The organism is Capillimicrobium parvum, assembly GCF_021172045.1.
Lineage (GTDB): Bacteria > Actinomycetota > Thermoleophilia > Solirubrobacterales > Solirubrobacteraceae > Capillimicrobium > Capillimicrobium parvum.
Window position 1 is genome coordinate 4208924 of record NZ_CP087164.1, and the last position, 18460, is coordinate 4227383.

An 18460-nucleotide genomic window follows, 5' to 3' on the forward strand; every position below is an offset into this window, starting at 1 on the left:
CCTTGTGCATGCCGATGTTGGCAACTCATTGCCGGGCCAGATCTCGTGGCGCCGCCGGTCGGGACAGAAGGTTCTCCGGACCTTCTCGGTAGTTCGGAACGAGACGGTGACCGGTTCGGTGGCCTCTGCCGCCGCCGCCGTGTGAACCGCCGTGGCAACGCATGGAAGGCAGCGGCCGCGTTCAGTCGGGCTGTCCGGGCTGCCGCGGTCCGATCCGGTAGGGCCGCATCATCTCGTTGTCCTCGTGCTCGACGATGTGGCAGTGCCAGACGAACTGGCCGGCTGTGTCGAACTGGGCTCTGACTCGGGTGACTTGGCCTGGGTAGGCGATAACGGTGTCCTTGAAGCCGGTCTCCCCCGGTTCGGGCAGCAACGGGTCGCCGTCGAGCTGGATCGGCTGGACGACCTGTTCTTGACTCTCGTCGAGAAGGAGGCGCTGCCGGTTGACGACCTCGAAGGTGATCTCGTGAATGTGCATGGGGTGGGCGTCGGCCGTCGTGTTGTAGATCTCCCAGACCTCGGTGTCACCGACGCCGGGGTTCTCCGTCACCGGATCCGTCCACTCGCGCTCCGTCCACACCCCGTCGGTCACCGTGCCCAGGAGCGCCTCGACCGGCCCCTCGATCGCTTCGCCTTGTTCGTCAAGACCCTCGTCGGCCTTCTCGATCAGCGCCACCTGCCGCGTGTGCGTCTGGGCGGGCAGCGGCGTGATCGCGGGCAGCTGGAGGAACCGCGGCGGGGTCGAGTCGTCGATCTCGACCGCGGGCACGACGCGGAACTGCATGATCTGCCCCGTCGTGTCGGCGTCGGCGTGATCGAAGTCCTCATCGGGTTCTCCGCCCCCGAACGGCTCGTCGGGCCCGATGTTGGCGAGTATGTGGTTCCCGAGCGGCACATTCGTGAAGTCGGCGATCACGTCGGCCCGCTCGGCGGGTCCCATCAGCAGCCGGTTCTCGTGGTTGGCGGTGAGGTTCACCGGGGCGGCGAGGAAGCCGCCCTCGTTGCCGATCTGCCACACCTCGACGTCGGGGATCCGGTTGAAGTCGAGCATGAGGAAACGGGACTGGCAGCCGTTGAGGAACCGCAGCCGGTAGCGGCGCTGCTCAACGGTCTGAAACGGCCACGTGTTGCCGTTGACCATGATCGTGTTCCCGAAGAACTCGGGATTCCAGATCGGCGAGAACTCCCCGTCCGGGATGTAGTCGTGCACGATCCCATCGAAGAACGCCCGGCTGTCCGGATAGAACAGCGACCCGTCCGTGTTGAAGGACCGATCCTGGATCGCGATCGCGATCTCGCGGTAGCGCTTGTTGGACGGAAACCTGTCGTTCTCGCGCGGCGCCGGGCCGGGCAAGCTCGCCGCGAGCCCGGTCCGCGAGTCGAGCACGACATCGTCGGGGCCGCCCCGGATGAGGTAGAAGCCAGCCGGGCCCGCGTACACGTTCAGGCGTGTCATGCCGAGCGCGTGGTCGTGGTACCAGATCGTCGCCGCCCGGTTGTCGTTCGGGTATTGGAACGTGGCGAACCCAGGTCCCCACTCGACGCCGTAGGCCCGGGCGGCCTGGCCGGCGAAGAACTCGTACCACGTCCCTTCCGTGGCGTAGCCAGCCGGAATGTCGGTCGCGGCAGGCAGGTACCACGCTTCCGCGTAGCCGTCGCTGTCGTCATTCACGCCCACAGCGCCGTGCACGTGGGTGACCATCGGGACCGGGCCCGTGTACCGACCGGGCGTCTCCGTGAACCTCGGCCGGCTGTCGCGACCGCCGGTCCCGCCGGGCGGGTTGGCCCAGTGCAGGGTCTGGTCGACCGCGAACAGGTGGGGCAAGTAGCTCCCGTCGGCGCTCACGAGCTCATTGATCCACCTGACCCGGACCGGCCTGCTCTGGCGGGCCTCGATCGTCAGCGACGGGGCGTGGTGGACGAGCAGCCCGCGGTTGCTGCGCGCCGCCTTCGCACCGTAGCCCCACACCGTCGTCGCCGGCAGTCCCGCCGGAAGGATCTGCTGCTCGAACTGCCGCATCGAGATCTCGTAGTAGTCAACCGGCTTGTCGCCCCGCTGCCTGATCGTGGCGGCCCTGGGCATCACCGGCGGGATCAGCATCGGCGTCTGGAACTTCGCGATCGTGGTCGGATCGAGCGTGCCGCCCGCGACCAAAGCCAACGCCTCCGATGCGCGGCGGCCCGGAAGCCGCCCGAACAGGTAGTAGCCGGCGCTTGCTCCCCCGACCCAGGCGACGAACGTACGCCGGGAAAACCGAAGTGACGTCTCCACCATTGGGCTCCTCTCTCCAGCGTGCCCACCCTGCGCCTGACCGGATCCTGATCCTACCGGGGTCGGCCGGTTATGGAGAATGGCCGATCCCGCTCATTCCCGGTCCTCGACGGCGTGCGCCAGGGCTACCTCGGACCGATCACCTGGGCCGAGACATGGCCGGCACTCGCGGCGACCACCGGGATGCTCGCCGTGCTCGGGTCGCTGGCGGCGTGGGGGATGCGGCGGACCGGGCGCTGAGCTCGCGCAGCGCCTCCCGTGCGGCGATCGCGTGCCCGCGCGCGTTGAGGTGGATGGCGTCGGCGCTGTAGATGCGGTCGTCGGCCGCCGCGGGGTGGACCGTGTAGTCGAGGTGCCAGGCGCCGTGGCGCGCGGCCACCGCCGCCGTGCGCGCCGACAGCTCTCGCAGGCGCTCGCCCAGACCGGCCCGGAAGCGCTCGGGCACCCGCGACGAGCGGCTGATGTCGAACAGCCCGACCGTCAGCACGTCCGCGCCGCGGCCGCGCAGGGCGCTCACCATCGCGTCGAGCTCGTCCTCCACGCCGGGGCCGTCGAACGCCGGCCCGAACAGGTCGTTGCCGCCCGCCGCGAGGACCGCGAGGTCGGGGCGCCAGGCGACGGCGGCGTCGAGCTGCGTCTCGCGGATCTCGGCGGTCAGCAGCCCGCGGGCCCCGAGGTTTCGGTACTCGAGGCCGGGTCGGGCGCGCTCGAGCTCGGCGGCGACGCTGTCGAGCCAACCGCGGTGGGGGTAGCCGTCGACCGGGTCGCCGATCCCCTCGGCCACGCTGTCTCCGAGGACCGCGAGCCGGCGCCAGGGCGCACGGGCGAGCGGGTCGGCCCCGGGCGGCGCCGACGCCGGCGGCGGCGCCGCGGCGCGGCGCAGGCGATGCGGGACGATGGGCATCAGAGGCTCCCTTCGGGGACGACGGTGGCGGCCGGCGCGGACGCGCGGGCCGAGGCGGGCCGGCCGTGGAGGGCCAGCCCCGCGAGCGCCGAGGCCAGCGCCGCGACGGTGCAGAACAGGTAGGCGCGCTCGAAGCCGTCGAAGCCGGCGGTGGCCGAGAGCACGAGCGCGAGGGCGGCGATGCCGAGCGCGCCGCCGACCTGGCGGGCGGTCGTGTTCATCCCGGTCGCGGCGGCGAAGCGCGTCGGGGCGACGGCGAGCGCCGCCGCGGTCGACGTGCCGGTGGTCAGCATCCCCATGCCGACGCCGATGACCGTGCCGACGGGCAGCCAGAAGCCGAGGAAGTCCGGCTCGTGCGGCAGCGCCAGCGCGGCCCACAGGCCCGCCGCGGCGAGGACCAGGCCGCCGCCCGCCACGACCGGGCGCACGCCGACGCGCGCCGTCAGCCGGCCGCTGACGACCGCCGCCGCGGCCGCGGCGACCGCCCCGGGGCTCATCGCCAGGCCCGCGTCGAGGACGCTGTAGCCCCAGCCCTGCGTGAGCACGAGGACGCCGAGCAGCAGCCAGGGGTACAGCGCGAGCCCGTAGAGCAGCGAGGCGACGTTGGCGACGGCGAAGGTCCGCGAGCGCCAGAGGCTCGTCTCGACGGCGGGGGCCGGATGCCGGGTCGAGCGCCGGAGGGCGAACGCCACCGCGGCGGCGCCGCCGGCCAGCGCGACGACGGTGCGGGCGTCGCCCCAGCCCCACGTCCCGGCCTCGGTCAGGCCGAGCACCACCCCGCCCACTCCTGCGGCCAGCAGCGCGGTGCCGAGCAGATCGGGCAGGCGGCCGCCGGCGCCGCCGCCCGCGGGCAGGAGCGCCCGGGCGGCGACGACGAGTGCGATGCCGAGCGGGACGTTGCTGACGAAGACGGCGCGCCAGCCGAAGCCGTCGACGAGCAGGCCGCCGATGCTCGGCCCGGCCGCCGCCGCGAGCGCCGCGGACGCGCTCCACAGCCCGATCGCCCCGGCCCGGCGCTCCGGCGGCGCGGCCAGCAGCAGGACGGCGAGCGACGCGGGGATCATCGCCGCGGCGCCCGCGCCCTGCAACGCCCGCGCGCCGATGAGGAACCCGAGCCCCGGCGCCGCGGCGCACGCGAGGGACATCAGCGTGAACAGCGCCACGCCGCCCGCGAACAGCCGCCGCGGCCCCAGCACCCCGGCCAGGCGCCCCGCGGGCGTGAGGAGCGCGGCGAAGGCGATCGCGTAGGCGCTGACGACCCAGCTCAGGTCCGTGATCGAGGCGGAGGCGAAGTCGGCGCCGAGATCGGCCACCGCGAGGTTCGCGACCGTGGCGTCGAGCATGGCGAGGAACGTGGCACCGGCGGCGAGAAGGAGGACGCGCATGTCGTGAGGGCTCGCTTGAAGTAGATGTACGAACGGTCGTACTATTATCTTCCGATGCCCGACGTGTCAAGCTTCAGCGCCATGGCCACGACCTCCGACGGCCGGCTCCTGCGTGGCGAGCAGACCCGCCGCGCGATCCTGCAGCGCGCGGCCGACATCGCGTCGGTCGAGGGCCTCGAGGGGCTGTCCATCGGCCGCCTCGCCGCCGAGCTCGGCGCCAGCAAGAGCGGTGTGTTCGCCCACTTCGGCTCCAAGGAGGAGCTGCAGCTGGCCACCGTGGAGGCCGCCCGCGAGCGCTTCGTCGAGGCGGTCGTCGTCCCCGCGCTCAAGGCGCCCCGCGGCCTGCGCCGCCTGTCCGCGCTGTGCGACGGCTGGCTGGCCTACGCGCGTGAGCCGGTGTTCGCCGGCGGCTGCTTCTTCTGCGCCGTCGACGCGGAGTTCAATGCCCGGCCGGGCCGGGTGCGCGACGCGCTCGCCGTGGCCCGGCGCGACTGGATCGGCCTGTTCGTCACGACGATCGAGGGCGCGCAGGGGCTCGGCGAGATCGATCCCGGCGTGGACGCGCGCCAGCTCACGTTCGAGCTCGACGCGTTCCTGCTGGCCGCGAACACCGACGCGCTGCTCTACGACGACCCCGTCGCCTACGAGCGCGCCAGCACGGCGATGCGCGCCCGCTTGCGGTCCGCGGCGAGCGACCCGGCGCTCGTCGGCTGAGGCCTACGCCGCGGCGGCCGGGAGCGCGCCCGCCCGCCCGAGGTGCTCGATGACCGCGGCCGCGGTCGGTTCCTCGGCATCCGTCGTGAGCATGTGTCCGCACCCGGGCAGGCCCACCATCCGCGCCCCCGGGATCGCGTCGGCCAGCGCCACGCCCGCCTCGATCGGCACGAGCGCATCCTCCTCGCCGTGCAGGATCGTCACCTCGAGCCCGCCGAGCTCGGCCAGCCGCCGCCGGGTGTCGTGGCGGGAGATCGCGGCGAGCTGGGCGATGCTCGTCCGGACGCTGGTCGCGTCCTGCAGGCGCAGCTGCAGATCGTCCTGGATGCGGTCGGGGTGCTCGCGCCGCGTCCGCTCGGCGTAGAGCGCGGGCGCGACGAGCCGGAACGTCCGCGCGGAGCCGACGAGCGGACGCAGCGCGGTCGCGCTCAGCAGCCGCCACGGCGGGGCGCCGTTGCGACCCACGGGCGTCGTGCACCCGAGGATGAGGGAGCGGACGCGGTCGCGATGCTCGAGGGCCACGTGCTGCGCGATCATCCCGCCCATCGATACCCCGATGACGTGCGCGCTGTCGTGGCCCGCCGCGTCCAGCACCGCGAGAGCGTCGGCGACCATGTCGTCCATGGACAGCAGACCGCGCACGCCGTCCGAGTCGCCGGTGCCCCGGTTGTCGAACGTGATGCACTCGACGCGGCCGCTGAGGTGCGGCAGAAGCCGGCCCCACGCCCGGCGGCTGCCCGACAGGCCCATGATCATCAGCAACGGCTCGCCCGGGCCCGCGACGTCGTAGGCGAGCTCGACGCTCCCGTTGCGGGCGACCATCACCGGCCCTCGAAGGTCGCGTGGCCGGGGCCGCGGTCGATGAACGAGCGCACGGCGTCGCGCAGGTCTTCGGTGTCGAAGAGGTCGCCGGCGGCCTTCGGGACCGCGTAGTCGGCGCGCAGCACGCCGCCGTCGAGGTACGAGCGCACGATCCGCTTCGTCGCCGCGTGCGCGCGGGTGGGCCCGTCGACGATCTGCAGGGCGAAGCCGCGGGCGGCCTCGCCGAAGCCGTCGTCGTCGAAGACGCGGTTGACGACGTTCCAGCGCTCGAGCGTCTCGGCCGGGTACAGCTCGCCGGTCATCACGAGCTCGCGGGCCCGGGCGGCCCCCGCCCGGGCCGCCAGGCGCTGCGTGCCGCCCATCGCCGGCGTGAGCCCCACGACCCGCTCGACGAGGCCGAAGCGGGCGCTGCGGGCCGCGACCAGCAGGTCGCAGGCCAGCGCCACCTCGAAGGCGGCCGTGAGCGTCAGGCCGTGCGCGGCGAAGACGGTCGGGCACGGCAGCTGCTCGAGGCGGTGGATGACCGCGAGCCACTGGGCCCACAGCGCGCTGGCCCGGGGCGCGTCGAGCCCGGCGAAGACCTTGGCGACGTCGACGCCGGCGGAGACCACCTTGCCCTCCGCGCGCATGAGCAGGCCGCGCGGCGGCCCGGCGGTGAGCTCGTCGACGGCCGCAGCCAGATCGGCCATCGTGTCGTGGTCGAACAGGTTCAGCGGCGGGTCGTCGAGCGTGAGCACGGCCAAGGGGCCGTCGTGCTCCAGGCGCAGGGAGCTCATGGCCCGCCAAGCTATACGGTGAGGGCGCCCGTGGAACCCGATGCCGAGCTGATCGAATGGGCGATTCGCCATCTCGCCTCCTTCGAGCGCGGCTCCGGCTCCGACGGCGAGCGCCGAGCCGCCGAGTGGATCGCCGAGCGCCTGCGGGAGGAGGGCCTCGATCCGGAGGTCACCGACCACCCGGCGCACGGCGGCTACTGGTGGCCGCTCGGGCTGGCCACCGCCGCGGCGGGCGTCGCCGGGCTGCTCGGGAGACGACGGCGTCCGCTGGCCGCGCTCGTCGGCGCCGCCGCCGCGGCGACCGTGTTCGACGACCTCGTCATCTGGCGCCACTGGAGCCGGCGGCTCGTCGGCCGCCGCCGCCGGACGTTCAACGTGGTCGCCGAGGCCGGCGACCGCAGCGCCCGGGAGACGCTCGTCGTCGTCGCCCACCACGACGCGGCCCACGCAGGCGCGATCTTCGACCCCCGCGTCCCCGAGACGATCGACCGCCTCGCGCCCTGGGTCTTCGAGAAGGCGGACACGTCGCCGCCGCTCATGTGGCTGGTGTTCGGCGGCCCCGTCCTCGTGGCCGCCGGTGGGCTGACCGGCTCCGAGCGCGCGCGCCGGGCCGGCACGCTGCTGTCGCTGGCGAGCGCGGCGACCTTCGCCGACATCGGCGCGCGGGCCGTCGTGCCGGGGGCCAACGACAACCTCACCGGCGTCGCCGTCGTGCTCGCCCTGGCCCGCATGCTGCGCCAACGGCCGGTGCCCGGGTTGCGCGTGCTGCTCGTCTCGACGGGCAGCGAGGAGTCCTTCGAGGAGGGCATGCAGGGCTTCGCCGAGCGCTGGTGGCCGCGCCTGCCGCGCGAGACGACCCGGGTCCTCGTCGTCGACACCGTCGGCTCGCCCGAGCTCACGCTGCCCGAGCGCGAGGGCATGCTCATCCCCTACCGCTACGACGAGGCGCTCAAGGACGCGGTCGAGGCAGCGGGGCGCGAGATGGGGGTCGAGGTGCGCCGCGGGCTGAAGTTCTCCTTCGGCAGCGACGCGCTCATCGCGGTGCGCGACGGCTACCGCGCCGCCCTGCTCGGCTCCGTCAACCACCGCAAGGAACCGGCCAACTACCACTGGCCCAGCGATCACGCCGACAACGTCGTCTACGAGACGGTGGCCGACGCCGCGCGCGTCGTCGCCGCGACCGTCCGCCGGCTCGCTCAGCCGGCCGGCGGGTCGAGCAGCGCCCGCGCCGCGGCCAGCGCCTCCTGACGGTCGCGGATCTCGCCCGCGAACCGCGCCTCGGCCAGCTCGGCGAGCAGGCGCCCGAGCTCGGGGCCGGGGTCGATGCCCAGCTCGCGCGCGAGCTCGTCGCCGCGCAGCAGCGGCGCGGGCCGCGTCTCGCCCGCTCGCCAGCGCAGCGCCTCGCCGACCACCTCCCGCGCGAGCACCATGTGCCGGGCGATCGACTCGTCGGCCTTGTGGCCGCGCGTGGCGAGCCGGTCGGCGACCGACAGCAGCGTGACGTCGACCTCGACCGGCTCCGTGGTCGTGAGGTACCGGTACAGCGCCCGGCGCGGCAGGATGCCGTCGGCGTCGCGGTCGTGGAGGAGGAAGCCGAGGCGCAGGTGGTGGCGGGTGAGCGCGCCGACGTGCCCGCGCAGCCGCTCGCTCGCCTTCAGCCGGGTGAGGATGGACCGTACGAGCCGCTCGCCCTCGACGTCGTGGCGCGGGAATCCGAGCGTCTCCCCGTGCTCGCCGACCGCCCGCGTCTGCGGCTTGGCCGAGTCGTGCAGGAGGGCGCCGAGGCGCAGGCCGTCGCGGCGCGTGAGCCCGTCGGCGAGCGGCTCGGCCAGCAGCGCCCGGATGGCGTCGGCGTGCTCGAGGCCGAGCGCCGCACCGGGATCCGCCTCCAGCGCCAGCGCCGAGTCGAGCACCTCGAGCGTGTGGTCGAGGACGTCGGCGTGGTGGTAGCGGTTCTGCTCGACGCCGCGCAGGGCGCTGAGCTCGGGCAGGACGTGCGCCATCACGTCGAGCTCGTCCATGAGCGCCAGGCCGGCGCGGATGCGCGGTGCGGCGATGACGCGCTTGAGCTCGGCGAAGATGCGCTCGCCGGCGATGCGGTCGAGCTCGGGCGCGTGCGCGCGGGCCAGCTGCGCGGTGTGCGGGTCGACGGCGAGCTCGAGCTCGCAGGCGAAGCGGGCGACCCGCAGGGTGCGCAGCGGGTCCTCGGCGAACGAGCGGTCCGAGACGGCGCGCGCGATCCGGGCCTCGAGGTCTGCGCGCCCGCCCGTGGGGTCCACGAGGCCGCCGCCGCCCTCCCCCACCGGCTCGGCCATCGCGTTGACCGTCAGGTCGCGCAGCGCGAGGTCGGCCTCGATGCCGCCGCCGCGCAGCGGCGTGACGTCGACCTGCCACGCGTGGCCGGGCCCCACGACCCGCCACGTCTCGAAGGCGTCGGAGAGCGCGAACCGTGCGGTGCCCCGCCCGGACGCGCGGGCGACGGCCAGCGCGGCGGCGGCGGGATCGCCGTCGACCACGACGTCGACGTCGAGGACCGCGTGCCCGAGCAGCGCGTCGCGCACGGCGCCGCCGACCACCCAGGCCCGTTCGCCGTCCAGCGCGGCATCGACCACCCGCCGCGGCTCGATCATGCCTCCCCGGGCGGCTCGCCGTCGCGGTGGTGGACCCGCGGCACGCGCGCGGTGAGTCCGGTCGTCACCTCGTAGTTGATCGTCCCGATCCGGCGGGCGACCTCCTCGGCGCGCAGCGCGCCGCCGATCAGGACGACCTCGTCGCCGCGGCGCACGTCGGGGCGCGGGCCGACGTCGACCGTGAGGTTGTCCATCGACACCGTCCCCGCGAGCGGGAAGCGGCGGCCGCGGATGAGCACGTCGCCGTTGTTCGTCAGCGCCCGCCGCCAGCCGTCGCCGTAGCCGATCGGCACGGTGGCGACGCACGTGCGCTGGGAGGCGATGAAGCGCCGGCCGTAGCCCGCGCTCTCGCCCGGCTCGCAGGCCTTGAGCTCGGCGACGTAGGAGCGCAGCTCGAGCGCGGGGCGCAGGCCATGGGCGGCCGGGTCCACACCGAACGGGTCGAGCCCGTAGATCGCCACGCCGCAGCGCACCATGTCGAAGTGGGCGGCCGGGTCGCGCAGCGTCGCCGCGCTGTTGGCCGCGTGCAGCTTCAGCCCGGGGCGCCGCTCCCGGTGCGGGAGCGCCCAGGCGCGAAAGCGCCCGAGCTGCTCGTCGAAGAACCGGTCGTCGCGCTCGTCGGCCGTCGCGAAGTGCGTCCACAGGCCCGCGAGGCCGTCGCCCGCGGCCGTGACGGTCGCGTCGGCCACGTCGGGGTCGCGCGTGCCCAGGCGCCCCATGCCGGTGTCCAGCTTGACGTGGATCGGCGCGCGGCCGGCGACGGACTCCACGAAGCGCGGATGCCATGCGGCCACGTCGGCGCGCGCGCCGATCGCGCGCTCGAGCTCCGTGGCGCACAGCGCGCCCATGACGAGGATGCGGGTGTCAAGCCCGGCGCCGCGCAGATCCTCGGCCTCGGCGGCCGTCGCGACCGCCAGCCAGCTCGCGCCGCCGGCGAGCGCCGCCCGGGCCGCGGGGACCGCGCCGTGGCCGTAGCCGTCGGCCTTGACGACCGCGCACAGCGCCGCGTCGCCCGTCAGGCGCCCGCGCAGCCCGGCCACGTTGGCCTCGATGGCGGCGAGGTCCACGCGGGCCTGAGCCCGGGGCACGTCAGTCTCCGCCGTGCAGCGCCTCGAGCACGTCCAGACGCGTGACGACGCCGACGAGGCGCCCGTGGTCGGACACCGGCAGCCGGTTGTGGCGGTGCTTGGCGATGAGCTTCGCCGCCTCCTCGACGTCGGCGTCGGCGTCGACCGTGATCGGGTCCGCCGTCATCATGTCCGCCACCGTCGAAGCGAGCGCCTTGCGCAGGCGGTCCTCGAAGCGGTGCAGCGGCTCCAGGTACACGATTCCGCCGAACAGCTGGATGTAGTGCGGGAGGTGCAGGTCGCCCTCCTCCTCGTCGGCGATCACCAGGTCGCTCTCGGTGACGATGCCGATGCAGCGCCCGCCGCCGTTGACGACCGGCACGCCGGGGAGGTCGTGGTCGCGCAGGAGGCGGATCGCGTCCTCGACGGGCTGGTCGGGCTCGACGGTGGGAACGTCAGGCTCCATGATCTCGCGCACCTTCATGGGCCGGGAAGCCTACATCCACTGGCGTCTCGTGGCCCTCGCCGCGGCCGCCGGCTGCGTCGACGCGGCCACGTTCCTCGGCCTCGACGGGGTGTTCGTCGCCAACCAGACCGGCAACACGGTGCTGCTCGGCATCGCGGTCAGCCAGGGCGAATGGGACCAGGTGGCGCGGGCGGGCCTGGCCGTCGCGGCGTTCTGCGTCGGAGTGGCGATCGCCGCGGCGGCGCTGCGCGGGGCCGCGGCGGGCTGGCCGCGGCGGCTGACGGCGATCGTGGCCGCGCAGGCGGTCGTCCTGGGCGCGCCGACGCTCGTGCTCGAGCGGGCCGGGGGCGCGCGGCCGGCCGTCGCGTCGCGGCGGTGACGACGGCGGCGATCGCGCTCAGCGCGGTCGCTGCGCCATCGCCGCGGGCAGCGCGGCGATCACGTCCGAGGCGATGACGCCCTCGGCGGCGCCCACGGCGTGCGCCGCCTCGATCCCCGCCCGCCGGTGCAGCTCGACCGCGGCCGCCGCGGCGTGGAACGGCTCGAGCTCCTTGGCCAGCATCGCCGCCACGACGCCCGACAGCACGTCGCCGGTGCCCGCGGTGGCCAGCGCCCCGGCCCCGCCGCGGCTGACCGCCACGCGCCCGTCGGGCGCCGCGACGAGGGTGTCGTCGCCCTTGAGCACCACCACGGCGCCCGAGCGGCGGGCCGCCTCGTGGACGTGATGCAGGCGCCGCTCGTCGAGGGCGTGCGAGTCGATCTCGAGCAGCCGGCCGAGCTCGCCCGCATGCGGCGTGATGACGGTCGCCGCCTCGCGCGCGGCGAGCGTCTCGAGGCGCCCGGCGTGCGCGTTCAGGCCGTCCGCGTCGAGCACGAGGGGAACCGGTGCCCGCGCGACGAGGTCGCGGGCCAGCGCCGCGCTGGGCTCGGCGCGGCCGAAGCCCGGCCCGACGATCAGCGCACCGCCGCGGCGGTGGGCCTCGTCGAGGACCGTGTCGGCGCCCTCCGGGGTCAGCGCGCCGCCCTCGTCGGGCAGCGGCAGCGACATCACCTCGAGCAGGCGGATCTCGAAGACGAGGTTCAGCGACGCGGGGATGCAGGCGGTCACGTAGCCGGCGCCGGCGCGCATCGCCGCCTCGGCGGCCATGGACGGCGCGCCGGTCAGACCGGTCGCGCCGCCGCAGACGAGCACGTGGCCAGAGCTGAACTTCGTCGAGCCGGCGGCCCGGCGCGGGACGGTGGCGGTGGCGCGCTCTTCGATGAGCCCGATCGCCGGCGTTCCCGGGGCGCCCTCCGGGATGCCGATCTCGATCACCTGGACGGCCCCCGCGTACGCCTTGCCGGGGGCGACCCACAGCCCGGGCTTGGCGGCGTGGAACGTGGCGGTCGCGACGGCGCGGACGGCGGGGCCGGCGACCTCGCCGGTCGAGGCGTCGACCCCGCTGGGCACGTCGGCGGCGACGACGGGCAGCGCGTCGGCCGCGGCCAGGGCGCGCACCGCCTCCCCGACCGCGCCGCGCACCTCGCCGGCGAACCCCGTCCCGAGCAGCGCGTCGATGGCCAGCGCGGCGCCGTCGAGCGCCTCGGGCGCGAACTGCTGCACCGGGAACGTGAGCCGCCGCAGGTTCTCGGCGGCGTCGCCGGAGACCTTCGCGGGGTCGCCGGCCAGCAGCACGCGCACGTCGCGGCCGGCCTCGTGCAGGACACGCGCGGCGACGAACCCGTCGCCGCCGTTGTTGCCCGCCCCGCAGACGGCCACGACCGGCCCCTCTCCCACCAGGTCCGCCGCCACGCGGGCGAGCCCGGCGCCGGCGCGCTCCATGAGGTCGAGCGACGGTACGCGGCGCTCGTCGATCGCCCACCGGTCGATCGCGCGCATCTGCTCGGCGCCGTACAGGGGCTCGAGCCAGTCGGGCAGGGGCTCCGGCCCGCCCGGCCGGCCGGGGTCGTCGCAGAGGCGGCTCATCGCACCAGCGCGACCGCGCCCGCCATGCCGCGCGAGTGGGTGAGCGAGACGTCGACGTCGGCGCCGAGGCCGGCGAGCCCGCCGCGCAGGACGACCCGCGCGCCGTCGGGGCCGCCGACGACCTCGATGTCCTGCCAGCTCCAGGCCTGCAGGCGCAGGGCCTTGGCCACCGCCTCCTTGGCGCAGAAGCGGGCGGCGAGATGCTGCGCGGGCCGGGCCTTGGAGGCCGCGTAGGCGCGCTCGGCGTCCGTGAACAGCCGCTGCGCCAGCCGCGGGCGCCGCTCGAGGGCGCGCTCCAGGCGGTCGATCTCGAGCAGGTCCAGGCCGATGGCGCTCAAGCTCTACTCGACGGTGACGGTCTTGGCCAGGTTGCGCGGCTGGTCGACGTTGAGCCCGCGGCGGCGCGCGATGCCGTAGGCCAGCAGCTGCAGCGGGAGGACGGCGAGGATCGGCTGGAGCATCCAGTCGGTGCGCGGGACCGGCAGGATCGCCTCGGCGTGGTGGGCGATCTGGTCGTTGCCCTCGGTGGTGATCGCGATCACGTGAGCGCCGCGCGCGCGGACCTCCTGCATGTTGGACACGACCTTGTCGAGCACCGGCGAGTCGGTCGCCACGCAGATCACGGGCGTCATCTCGTCCAGCAGCGCGATCGGCCCGTGCTTCATCTCGCCGGCCGCGTACGCGTCGGTCGAGATGTAGGAGATCTCCTTGAGCTTCAGCGCGCCCTCGAGGGCGACCGGCAGCCCGACGTGGCGGCCGAGGTAGAGGAAGAAGTCGCCCTGCCACCAGCGCTCGGCGAGCGTGTCGACCGCGGGGCCGAGGCGCTCCAACGCCTCGGCGACGGCGCTCGGCAGGCGGCGGATGCCGGCCACGAGCTCAGCGATGCGCTCGGCCGGCAGGCAGCCGCGCAGCTCGGCCAGGCGCAGCGCGAGCAGCTGCATGACCGCGACCTGGCAGGTGAACGTCTTCGTCGCCGCGACGCCGATCTCGAGGCCGGCGCGGGTGAACAGGACGCCGTCGGCGTCGCGCGTGGCCTGCGAGCCCATCACGTTCGTCACCGCCAGGACCGTGGCTCCGCGCTCGCGGGCCAGGCGCATCGCGGCCAGGGTGTCCGCCGTCTCGCCCGACTGGGTGATGCCGATCACGAGGTCGCCGGGGCCGACCACCGGGTCGCGGTAGCGGTACTCGGAGGCGATGTCGATCTCGACCGGCAGCCGCGCCCACGTCTCGATCGCATAGCGCCCGATCAACCCGGCGTGGTAGCTCGTGCCGCAGGCGACGATGACGATCCGCCGCGCCCGGCTGAGGATGGCCTCGTCGAGAGCGCCCTCCTCGTCGAGGTCGACCCCGTCGCCGCGCGCCACGCGGTCGAAGATCGTGTCGGCCAGCGCGTCGGCCTGCTCGTACATCTCCTTGAGCATGAACGTCTCGTAGCCGCCCTTCTCGGCGGTCTCCTCGTCCCAGTCGATCTCGACGACGTCGCGTTCGATCGGGGTGCCGTCGGGGCGCAGGAGGTCGACGCCGCCGCGGCGCAGCACCACGAGCTCGTCGTTCTCGACGACCTGGACGTGGCGCGTGTGCGCGAGGAAGGCGGGCACGGCGGAGGCGACGAACTGCTCGCCGTCGCCCCGGCCGACGATCAGCGGGCACTCCTTGCGCACGCCGACGAGCGTCTCGGGGTCGTCCAGCGACATGGCGACGAACGCGAAGTGGCCCTCGAGCTCGGCGTAGGCGGCGCGCACTGCCTCCACGAGGTCGCCGGCGAAGTGGGTGGCGACGACGTGGGCGATCACCTCCGCGTCGGTCTCCGAGGTGAAGACCGCGCCGTTGGCGGCCAGGCGCTCCTTGAGCGCCATGTAGTTCTCCACGATGCCATTGACGACGACGTGGATGCGGTCGGCGGTGTCGAAGTGCGGATGCGCGTTCGCCTCGGAGACGCGGCCGTGCGTGGCCCAGCGGGTGTGGCCGATGCCGGTCGTGGCCGGGCGCGTGGCGAGCGCGACGCCGCCGTCGCCGCCGTCGATGGCCTGCTCGAGCGCGTCGAGGTTGCCGACCGCCCGCACGGAGTCGATCTCGTCGCCGGCGATGACCGAGATCCCGGCCGAGTCATAGCCGCGATATTCGAGCTTGCGCAGCCCCTGCAGGAGGAGCTCCTGGACGGGACGCCGCCCGACATACCCCACGATCCCGCACACAGGCCGCGATCCTTTCGACGACAACCACGCGGGACCGCGTGATGCGGCCCCGGAAACGGGTCTCAACGGTAGCAACCGCCCCCGCGCCCTCAAACTCGCGCGGACGGTCGCCGAACGTCGAGTTTCGCGCGGACGGTCGCCGAGGTCGAGTCGCGCGGACGGTCGCCGAGCGTCGAGTTGTTCAGCCTGGGGCTGAGAAGGTCGACGCTCGGTGCCCGGCTCGCGGGCCGCGGCGCTACGCGGGCTGCCCCGCGGCCGCGGCGACGAGCTCGGCGAGCCGCTCGCAGACCGCGTCGGCCTCCTCGGCGGTGGGCGCCTCGACCATCACGCGCACCAACGGCTCAGTGCCGCTGGGGCGCAGCAGGACGCGCCCGCGGCCCGCGAGGGCGGCGTCCTCCTCGGCCACGGCGGCCGCGACCTCGGGGGCCGCCATGGCGGCGTCCCGGTCGCCGACGCGCACGTTGACGAGCCGCTGGGGCAGCTTGTCCATGGCGGCGCGCTCGGCCAGGTCCGCGCCGGCCAGGGACTCCAGCGCGAGCAGGGCGCTCGCCACGCCGTCGCCGGACGGCACGAAGCCCATGTCGATCAGGTGGCCGGACTGCTCGCCGCCGAGCTCCCACCCGCGCGCTCGCAGCTCCTCGAGCACGTAGCGGTCGCCCACCTTCGTCGTGGCGACCTCGATGCCCGCCGACGCCATCGCCGCATGGAAGCCGTAGTTCGTCATCACCGTCACCGCGACGCCGGGAACGCGGCGGTGCAGGGCGGCGATGGCGAGCAGCTCGTCGCCGTCGACGACCCCGCCGGTGCGGTCGACCGCCAGCACGCGGTCGCCGTCGCCGTCGAACGCGAAGCCCGCGTCGTGGTCGCCGCCGGCCATGCGCCCGGCCAGCGCCGCGACGTGGGTCGAGCCGCAGCCGGCGTTGATGTTGCGCCCGTCGGGCTCGGCGTGCAGCGCCGTGACCGTGGCCCCGAGACGGGCGAAGATCTCGGGCGCCACGCGGTGCGTGGCGCCGTTGGCGCAGTCGAGCAGGATGCGCATGCCGGTGAGGTCGAGGCCGGCGAAGCGGGTCTCGAGCTCGCGCAGGTAGTCCTCCGGCGTGCCGTGCAGGCGGCGGACGCGCCCGATTCCCGCCGCGCCGGGCCGCGGCTCGTCGAGGGCGCGCTCGATCTCGAGCTCGTGCTCGTCGGTCAGCTTGAAGGCGTCCGGGCCGAAGAACTTGATGCCGTTGTCGGCGAACGGGTTGTGCGAGGCGCTGATGACCACCGCGAGGTCGAAGCCGTAGCGGCTCACCAGCAGCGGCGCGGCCGGGGTCGGGAGGATGCCGCCGAGCAGCGCGTCGCCGCCCGCCGCGGTGACGCCCGCGGCCAGCGCCGCCTCCAGCATGTCGCCGGACTCGCGGGTGTCGCGGATGATCAGGACCTGCGGGCGCTCGGCCGGCGACCCCGCGGTCGCGGCCCGGCCGAGGGCCAGGGCCAGCTCCGCGGTGAGGAAGGTGCCCGCCTCACCGCGGACCCCGTCCGTGCCGAACAGCTTGCCGCCGGCAGCCAAGCCGCGCTAGCGCTTGGAGAACTGCGGCCGCTTGCGGGCCTTCTTCAGGCCGGCCTTCTTGCGCTCCTTGGCGCGCGAGTCGCGCGTCAGGAAGCCGCGGCGCTTGAGCTCGCCGCGCAGGTTCGGGTCGGCCTCGAGCAGGGCGCGCGAGACACCGTGGCGCAGCGCACCGGCCTGCGCCGAGACCCCGCCGCCCGTGAGGGTCGCGACGACGTCCATGCGCTCCTCGTAGCCGACCGCGATGAGGGGCTGGCGGATGTTGGCCTGCAGCGTGGCGCGGGGGAAGAAGACGTCCAGCGGCTTGCCGTTGATCGTGTACGCGCCCGTCCCCGGCTTGAGGATGACGCGGGCGATCGCCGTCTTGCGCTTGCCGGTCGCGGTGTAGCGGGCGCTGGCGCCCAGGTCGATCGTCGCGGCGACGGGCTGATCGAGGTCCTCGGCCTCCGCCTCGGCGGCGGCGGCTTCCGCCTCGGCCTCGGCCTCGGCCTCGGCGCGGGCGAGCGGGTCCATGCCCTCCGGGACGATGTCCGGCTGGAGGTCCATGCCGGGGATGGCGGGCTTGACGCGCGGGGCGGCGGGCTCGTCGTCCTCGTCGTCGCCGTCCTCCGCGGCGGCCTCGGGTGCCGGCGCGGCGGGGGCGTCGACCTCCGCGGCGGCGGGCACGGGCGTCGCGGCGGGCGCGCCAGCCTCGGGCTCGCCGGCGGCGACGGGCTGGGCGGGGGCGTCGGCCTCCGCGGCGGCGGGAGCGGGCGCCTCCTCGGCGGCCTCGGGCTCCGGAGCGACCTCGGCCTCGGGCGCGGCGTCCTCGACCGCAGCGGCGGCGGCCTCCGTGGCCTCGTCGGCGGGGACGTCGGCGCCGGTGGCCTCTGGCTGCTCCTGGGGCTCGGTCTGCTCGTCCTTCGGGGTGGCGTCGTCGGCCATGCCTACGAAATCTCCATCGGTTGCGGCTTCTGGGCGGCGTGCGGATGTTCCGGGCCGGCGTAGATCTTGAGCTTCGTCAGCTGCTTGCGCGCCATGCGGTTGCGCGGCAGCATCCCCTTGACGGCGAGGCGGATGACCTCCTCGGGGCGCCGGGTGATCATCTCCTCGAACGTGCGGCTCTTCAGCCCGCCCGGATAGCCGGAGTGGCGGTAGTAGCGCTTCTCGCTGCGCTTGTTGCCGGTCACCTGGATCTTCTCCGCGTTGACCACCACGACGAAGTCGCCGGTGTCGCAGTGCGGCGTGTACTCCGGCTTGCGCTTGCCGCGGAGTGCGTCCGCGATCTGCGTGGCGAGGCGGCCCAGGGTCTGGCCGTTGGCGTCGACGACGAGCCAATTGCGCTCGGCGGTCGCGGGTGTGGCAACGAAGGTCTTGGTCATGGCAGCGAGATGGCCGCGACACGGCGCGGCCCGAGGAGAGGATAGGGAATCGGGGATTCAGCGTCCGTGTCGGCCCACAGACGGTACCGCCCCGGCGTTCCAGCGCCGCGAATGGCGGCCGCGGACCGGCGAAGGGTCTTCGTCAGCGCGCTGCCGGGCGTCCTGTGGGTGCTGGGGATTGACCGCGCCGGCGTTCGCCCTGGCGTTCCTCCGCCCGCGCCGGCGGACGAGGAGGCGCCGGGCGAGACCGCCGGGACGCCGCCGGGCGAGACCGCCGGGACGCCGCCGGGCGAGACCGACGGAACGCCGCCGGCCGAGACCGCCGGAACGCCGCCGGCTGAGGCGGTCGCGGCCCA

At 74.8% G+C, this 18460-nt stretch carries 17 protein-coding genes; 3 read left to right on the forward strand and 14 right to left on the reverse strand.

Annotation, left to right across the window (positions count from 1 at the left end; translation table 11 throughout):
- Positions 1-181: 181 nt before the first annotated feature.
- The 3 genes from DSM104329_RS20505 to DSM104329_RS20515 all read right to left on the reverse strand — a co-directional run bounded on the left by DSM104329_RS20505 (position 182) and on the right by DSM104329_RS20515 (position 4561).
- Complete coding sequence (locus tag DSM104329_RS20505; RefSeq protein WP_259311711.1) at positions 182-2275, reverse strand: multicopper oxidase family protein; 2094 nt, start codon at positions 2273-2275, stop codon at positions 182-184.
- A 136-nt stretch (positions 2276-2411) separates the two neighbouring features.
- A complete protein-coding gene (locus tag DSM104329_RS20510) occupies positions 2412-3176 on the reverse strand; it encodes an SGNH/GDSL hydrolase family protein (protein ID WP_259311712.1) in 765 nt (254 codons plus the stop codon).
- Complete coding sequence (locus tag DSM104329_RS20515) at positions 3176-4561, reverse strand: DHA2 family efflux MFS transporter permease subunit (RefSeq protein WP_259311713.1); 1386 nt, start codon at positions 4559-4561, stop codon at positions 3176-3178. The genes DSM104329_RS20510 and DSM104329_RS20515 overlap by 1 nt, the downstream gene beginning before the upstream one ends.
- A 54-nt stretch (positions 4562-4615) precedes the next feature.
- On the opposite strand from DSM104329_RS20515, the gene DSM104329_RS20520 reads away from it, so the two are divergent.
- Positions 4616-5275 (forward strand): TetR/AcrR family transcriptional regulator, encoded by a 660-nt coding sequence (locus DSM104329_RS20520; protein ID WP_259311714.1) that lies wholly within the window; start codon positions 4616-4618, stop codon positions 5273-5275.
- A 3-nt stretch (positions 5276-5278) separates the two neighbouring features.
- Here the strand turns inward: DSM104329_RS20520 and DSM104329_RS20525 are convergent, their stop codons facing one another.
- Entirely contained in the window at positions 5279-6097 is an 819-nt protein-coding gene (locus tag DSM104329_RS20525; protein WP_259311715.1) for an alpha/beta fold hydrolase, read from the reverse strand.
- The gene (locus DSM104329_RS20530; protein WP_259311716.1) at positions 6097-6873 is read right to left on the reverse strand and encodes an enoyl-CoA hydratase/isomerase family protein; all 777 of its coding nucleotides are present in this window, start codon (positions 6871-6873) and stop codon (positions 6097-6099) included. Before DSM104329_RS20530 ends, DSM104329_RS20525 begins: the two co-directional genes overlap by 1 nt.
- A 30-nt stretch (positions 6874-6903) precedes the next feature.
- Between DSM104329_RS20530 and DSM104329_RS20535 the strand changes: the two genes are divergently transcribed.
- Positions 6904-8121, forward strand: coding sequence for a M28 family peptidase (locus tag DSM104329_RS20535; RefSeq protein WP_259311717.1), 1218 nt, complete (start codon positions 6904-6906; stop codon positions 8119-8121).
- Here the strand turns inward: DSM104329_RS20535 and DSM104329_RS20540 are convergent.
- Genes DSM104329_RS20540 through DSM104329_RS20550 form a run of 3 tightly spaced genes read right to left on the reverse strand, consistent with a single transcriptional unit; the run spans position 8070 to position 11054 of the window.
- Complete coding sequence (locus DSM104329_RS20540) at positions 8070-9503, reverse strand: HD domain-containing protein (protein WP_259311718.1); 1434 nt, start codon at positions 9501-9503, stop codon at positions 8070-8072. The two genes, DSM104329_RS20535 and DSM104329_RS20540, sit on opposite strands and share 52 nt — an antisense overlap.
- On the reverse strand, positions 9500-10591 hold the full coding sequence (gene alr / locus DSM104329_RS20545) for an alanine racemase (RefSeq protein WP_259311719.1): 1092 nt from the start codon (positions 10589-10591) through the stop codon (positions 9500-9502). The genes DSM104329_RS20540 and alr overlap by 4 nt, the downstream gene beginning before the upstream one ends.
- Before the next feature lies 1 nt (position 10592).
- The gene (locus DSM104329_RS20550) at positions 10593-11054 is read right to left on the reverse strand and encodes a CBS domain-containing protein (protein ID WP_259311720.1); all 462 of its coding nucleotides are present in this window, start codon (positions 11052-11054) and stop codon (positions 10593-10595) included.
- On the opposite strand from DSM104329_RS20550, the gene DSM104329_RS20555 reads away from it, so the two are divergent.
- Complete coding sequence (locus DSM104329_RS20555) at positions 11035-11415, forward strand: YoaK family protein (protein WP_259311721.1); 381 nt, start codon at positions 11035-11037, stop codon at positions 11413-11415. The two genes, DSM104329_RS20550 and DSM104329_RS20555, sit on opposite strands and share 20 nt — an antisense overlap.
- Before the next feature lie 18 nt (positions 11416-11433).
- Here the strand turns inward: DSM104329_RS20555 and DSM104329_RS20560 are convergent, their stop codons facing one another.
- From DSM104329_RS20560 to rplM, 6 genes are all read right to left on the reverse strand, one after another.
- Positions 11434-13002 (reverse strand): NAD(P)H-hydrate dehydratase, encoded by a 1569-nt coding sequence (locus DSM104329_RS20560; RefSeq protein ID WP_259311722.1) that lies wholly within the window; start codon positions 13000-13002, stop codon positions 11434-11436.
- Entirely contained in the window at positions 12999-13340 is a 342-nt protein-coding gene (locus DSM104329_RS20565; protein ID WP_259311723.1) for a holo-ACP synthase, read from the reverse strand. The genes DSM104329_RS20560 and DSM104329_RS20565 overlap by 4 nt, the downstream gene beginning before the upstream one ends.
- A 3-nt stretch (positions 13341-13343) precedes the next feature.
- On the reverse strand, positions 13344-15197 hold the full coding sequence (gene glmS, locus DSM104329_RS20570) for a glutamine--fructose-6-phosphate transaminase (isomerizing) (RefSeq protein WP_259311724.1): 1854 nt from the start codon (positions 15195-15197) through the stop codon (positions 13344-13346).
- Positions 15198-15432: 235 nt separating this feature from the next.
- Entirely contained in the window at positions 15433-16746 is a 1314-nt protein-coding gene (glmM, locus tag DSM104329_RS20575; RefSeq protein WP_259311725.1) for a phosphoglucosamine mutase, read from the reverse strand.
- A 6-nt stretch (positions 16747-16752) separates the two neighbouring features.
- Positions 16753-17667, reverse strand: coding sequence for a 30S ribosomal protein S9 (gene rpsI / locus DSM104329_RS29185; RefSeq protein ID WP_407655853.1), 915 nt, complete (start codon positions 17665-17667; stop codon positions 16753-16755).
- A 2-nt stretch (positions 17668-17669) separates the two neighbouring features.
- Positions 17670-18104, reverse strand: coding sequence for a 50S ribosomal protein L13 (gene rplM / locus DSM104329_RS20585; RefSeq protein WP_259311726.1), 435 nt, complete (start codon positions 18102-18104; stop codon positions 17670-17672).
- Positions 18105-18460: the final 356 nt, after the last annotated feature.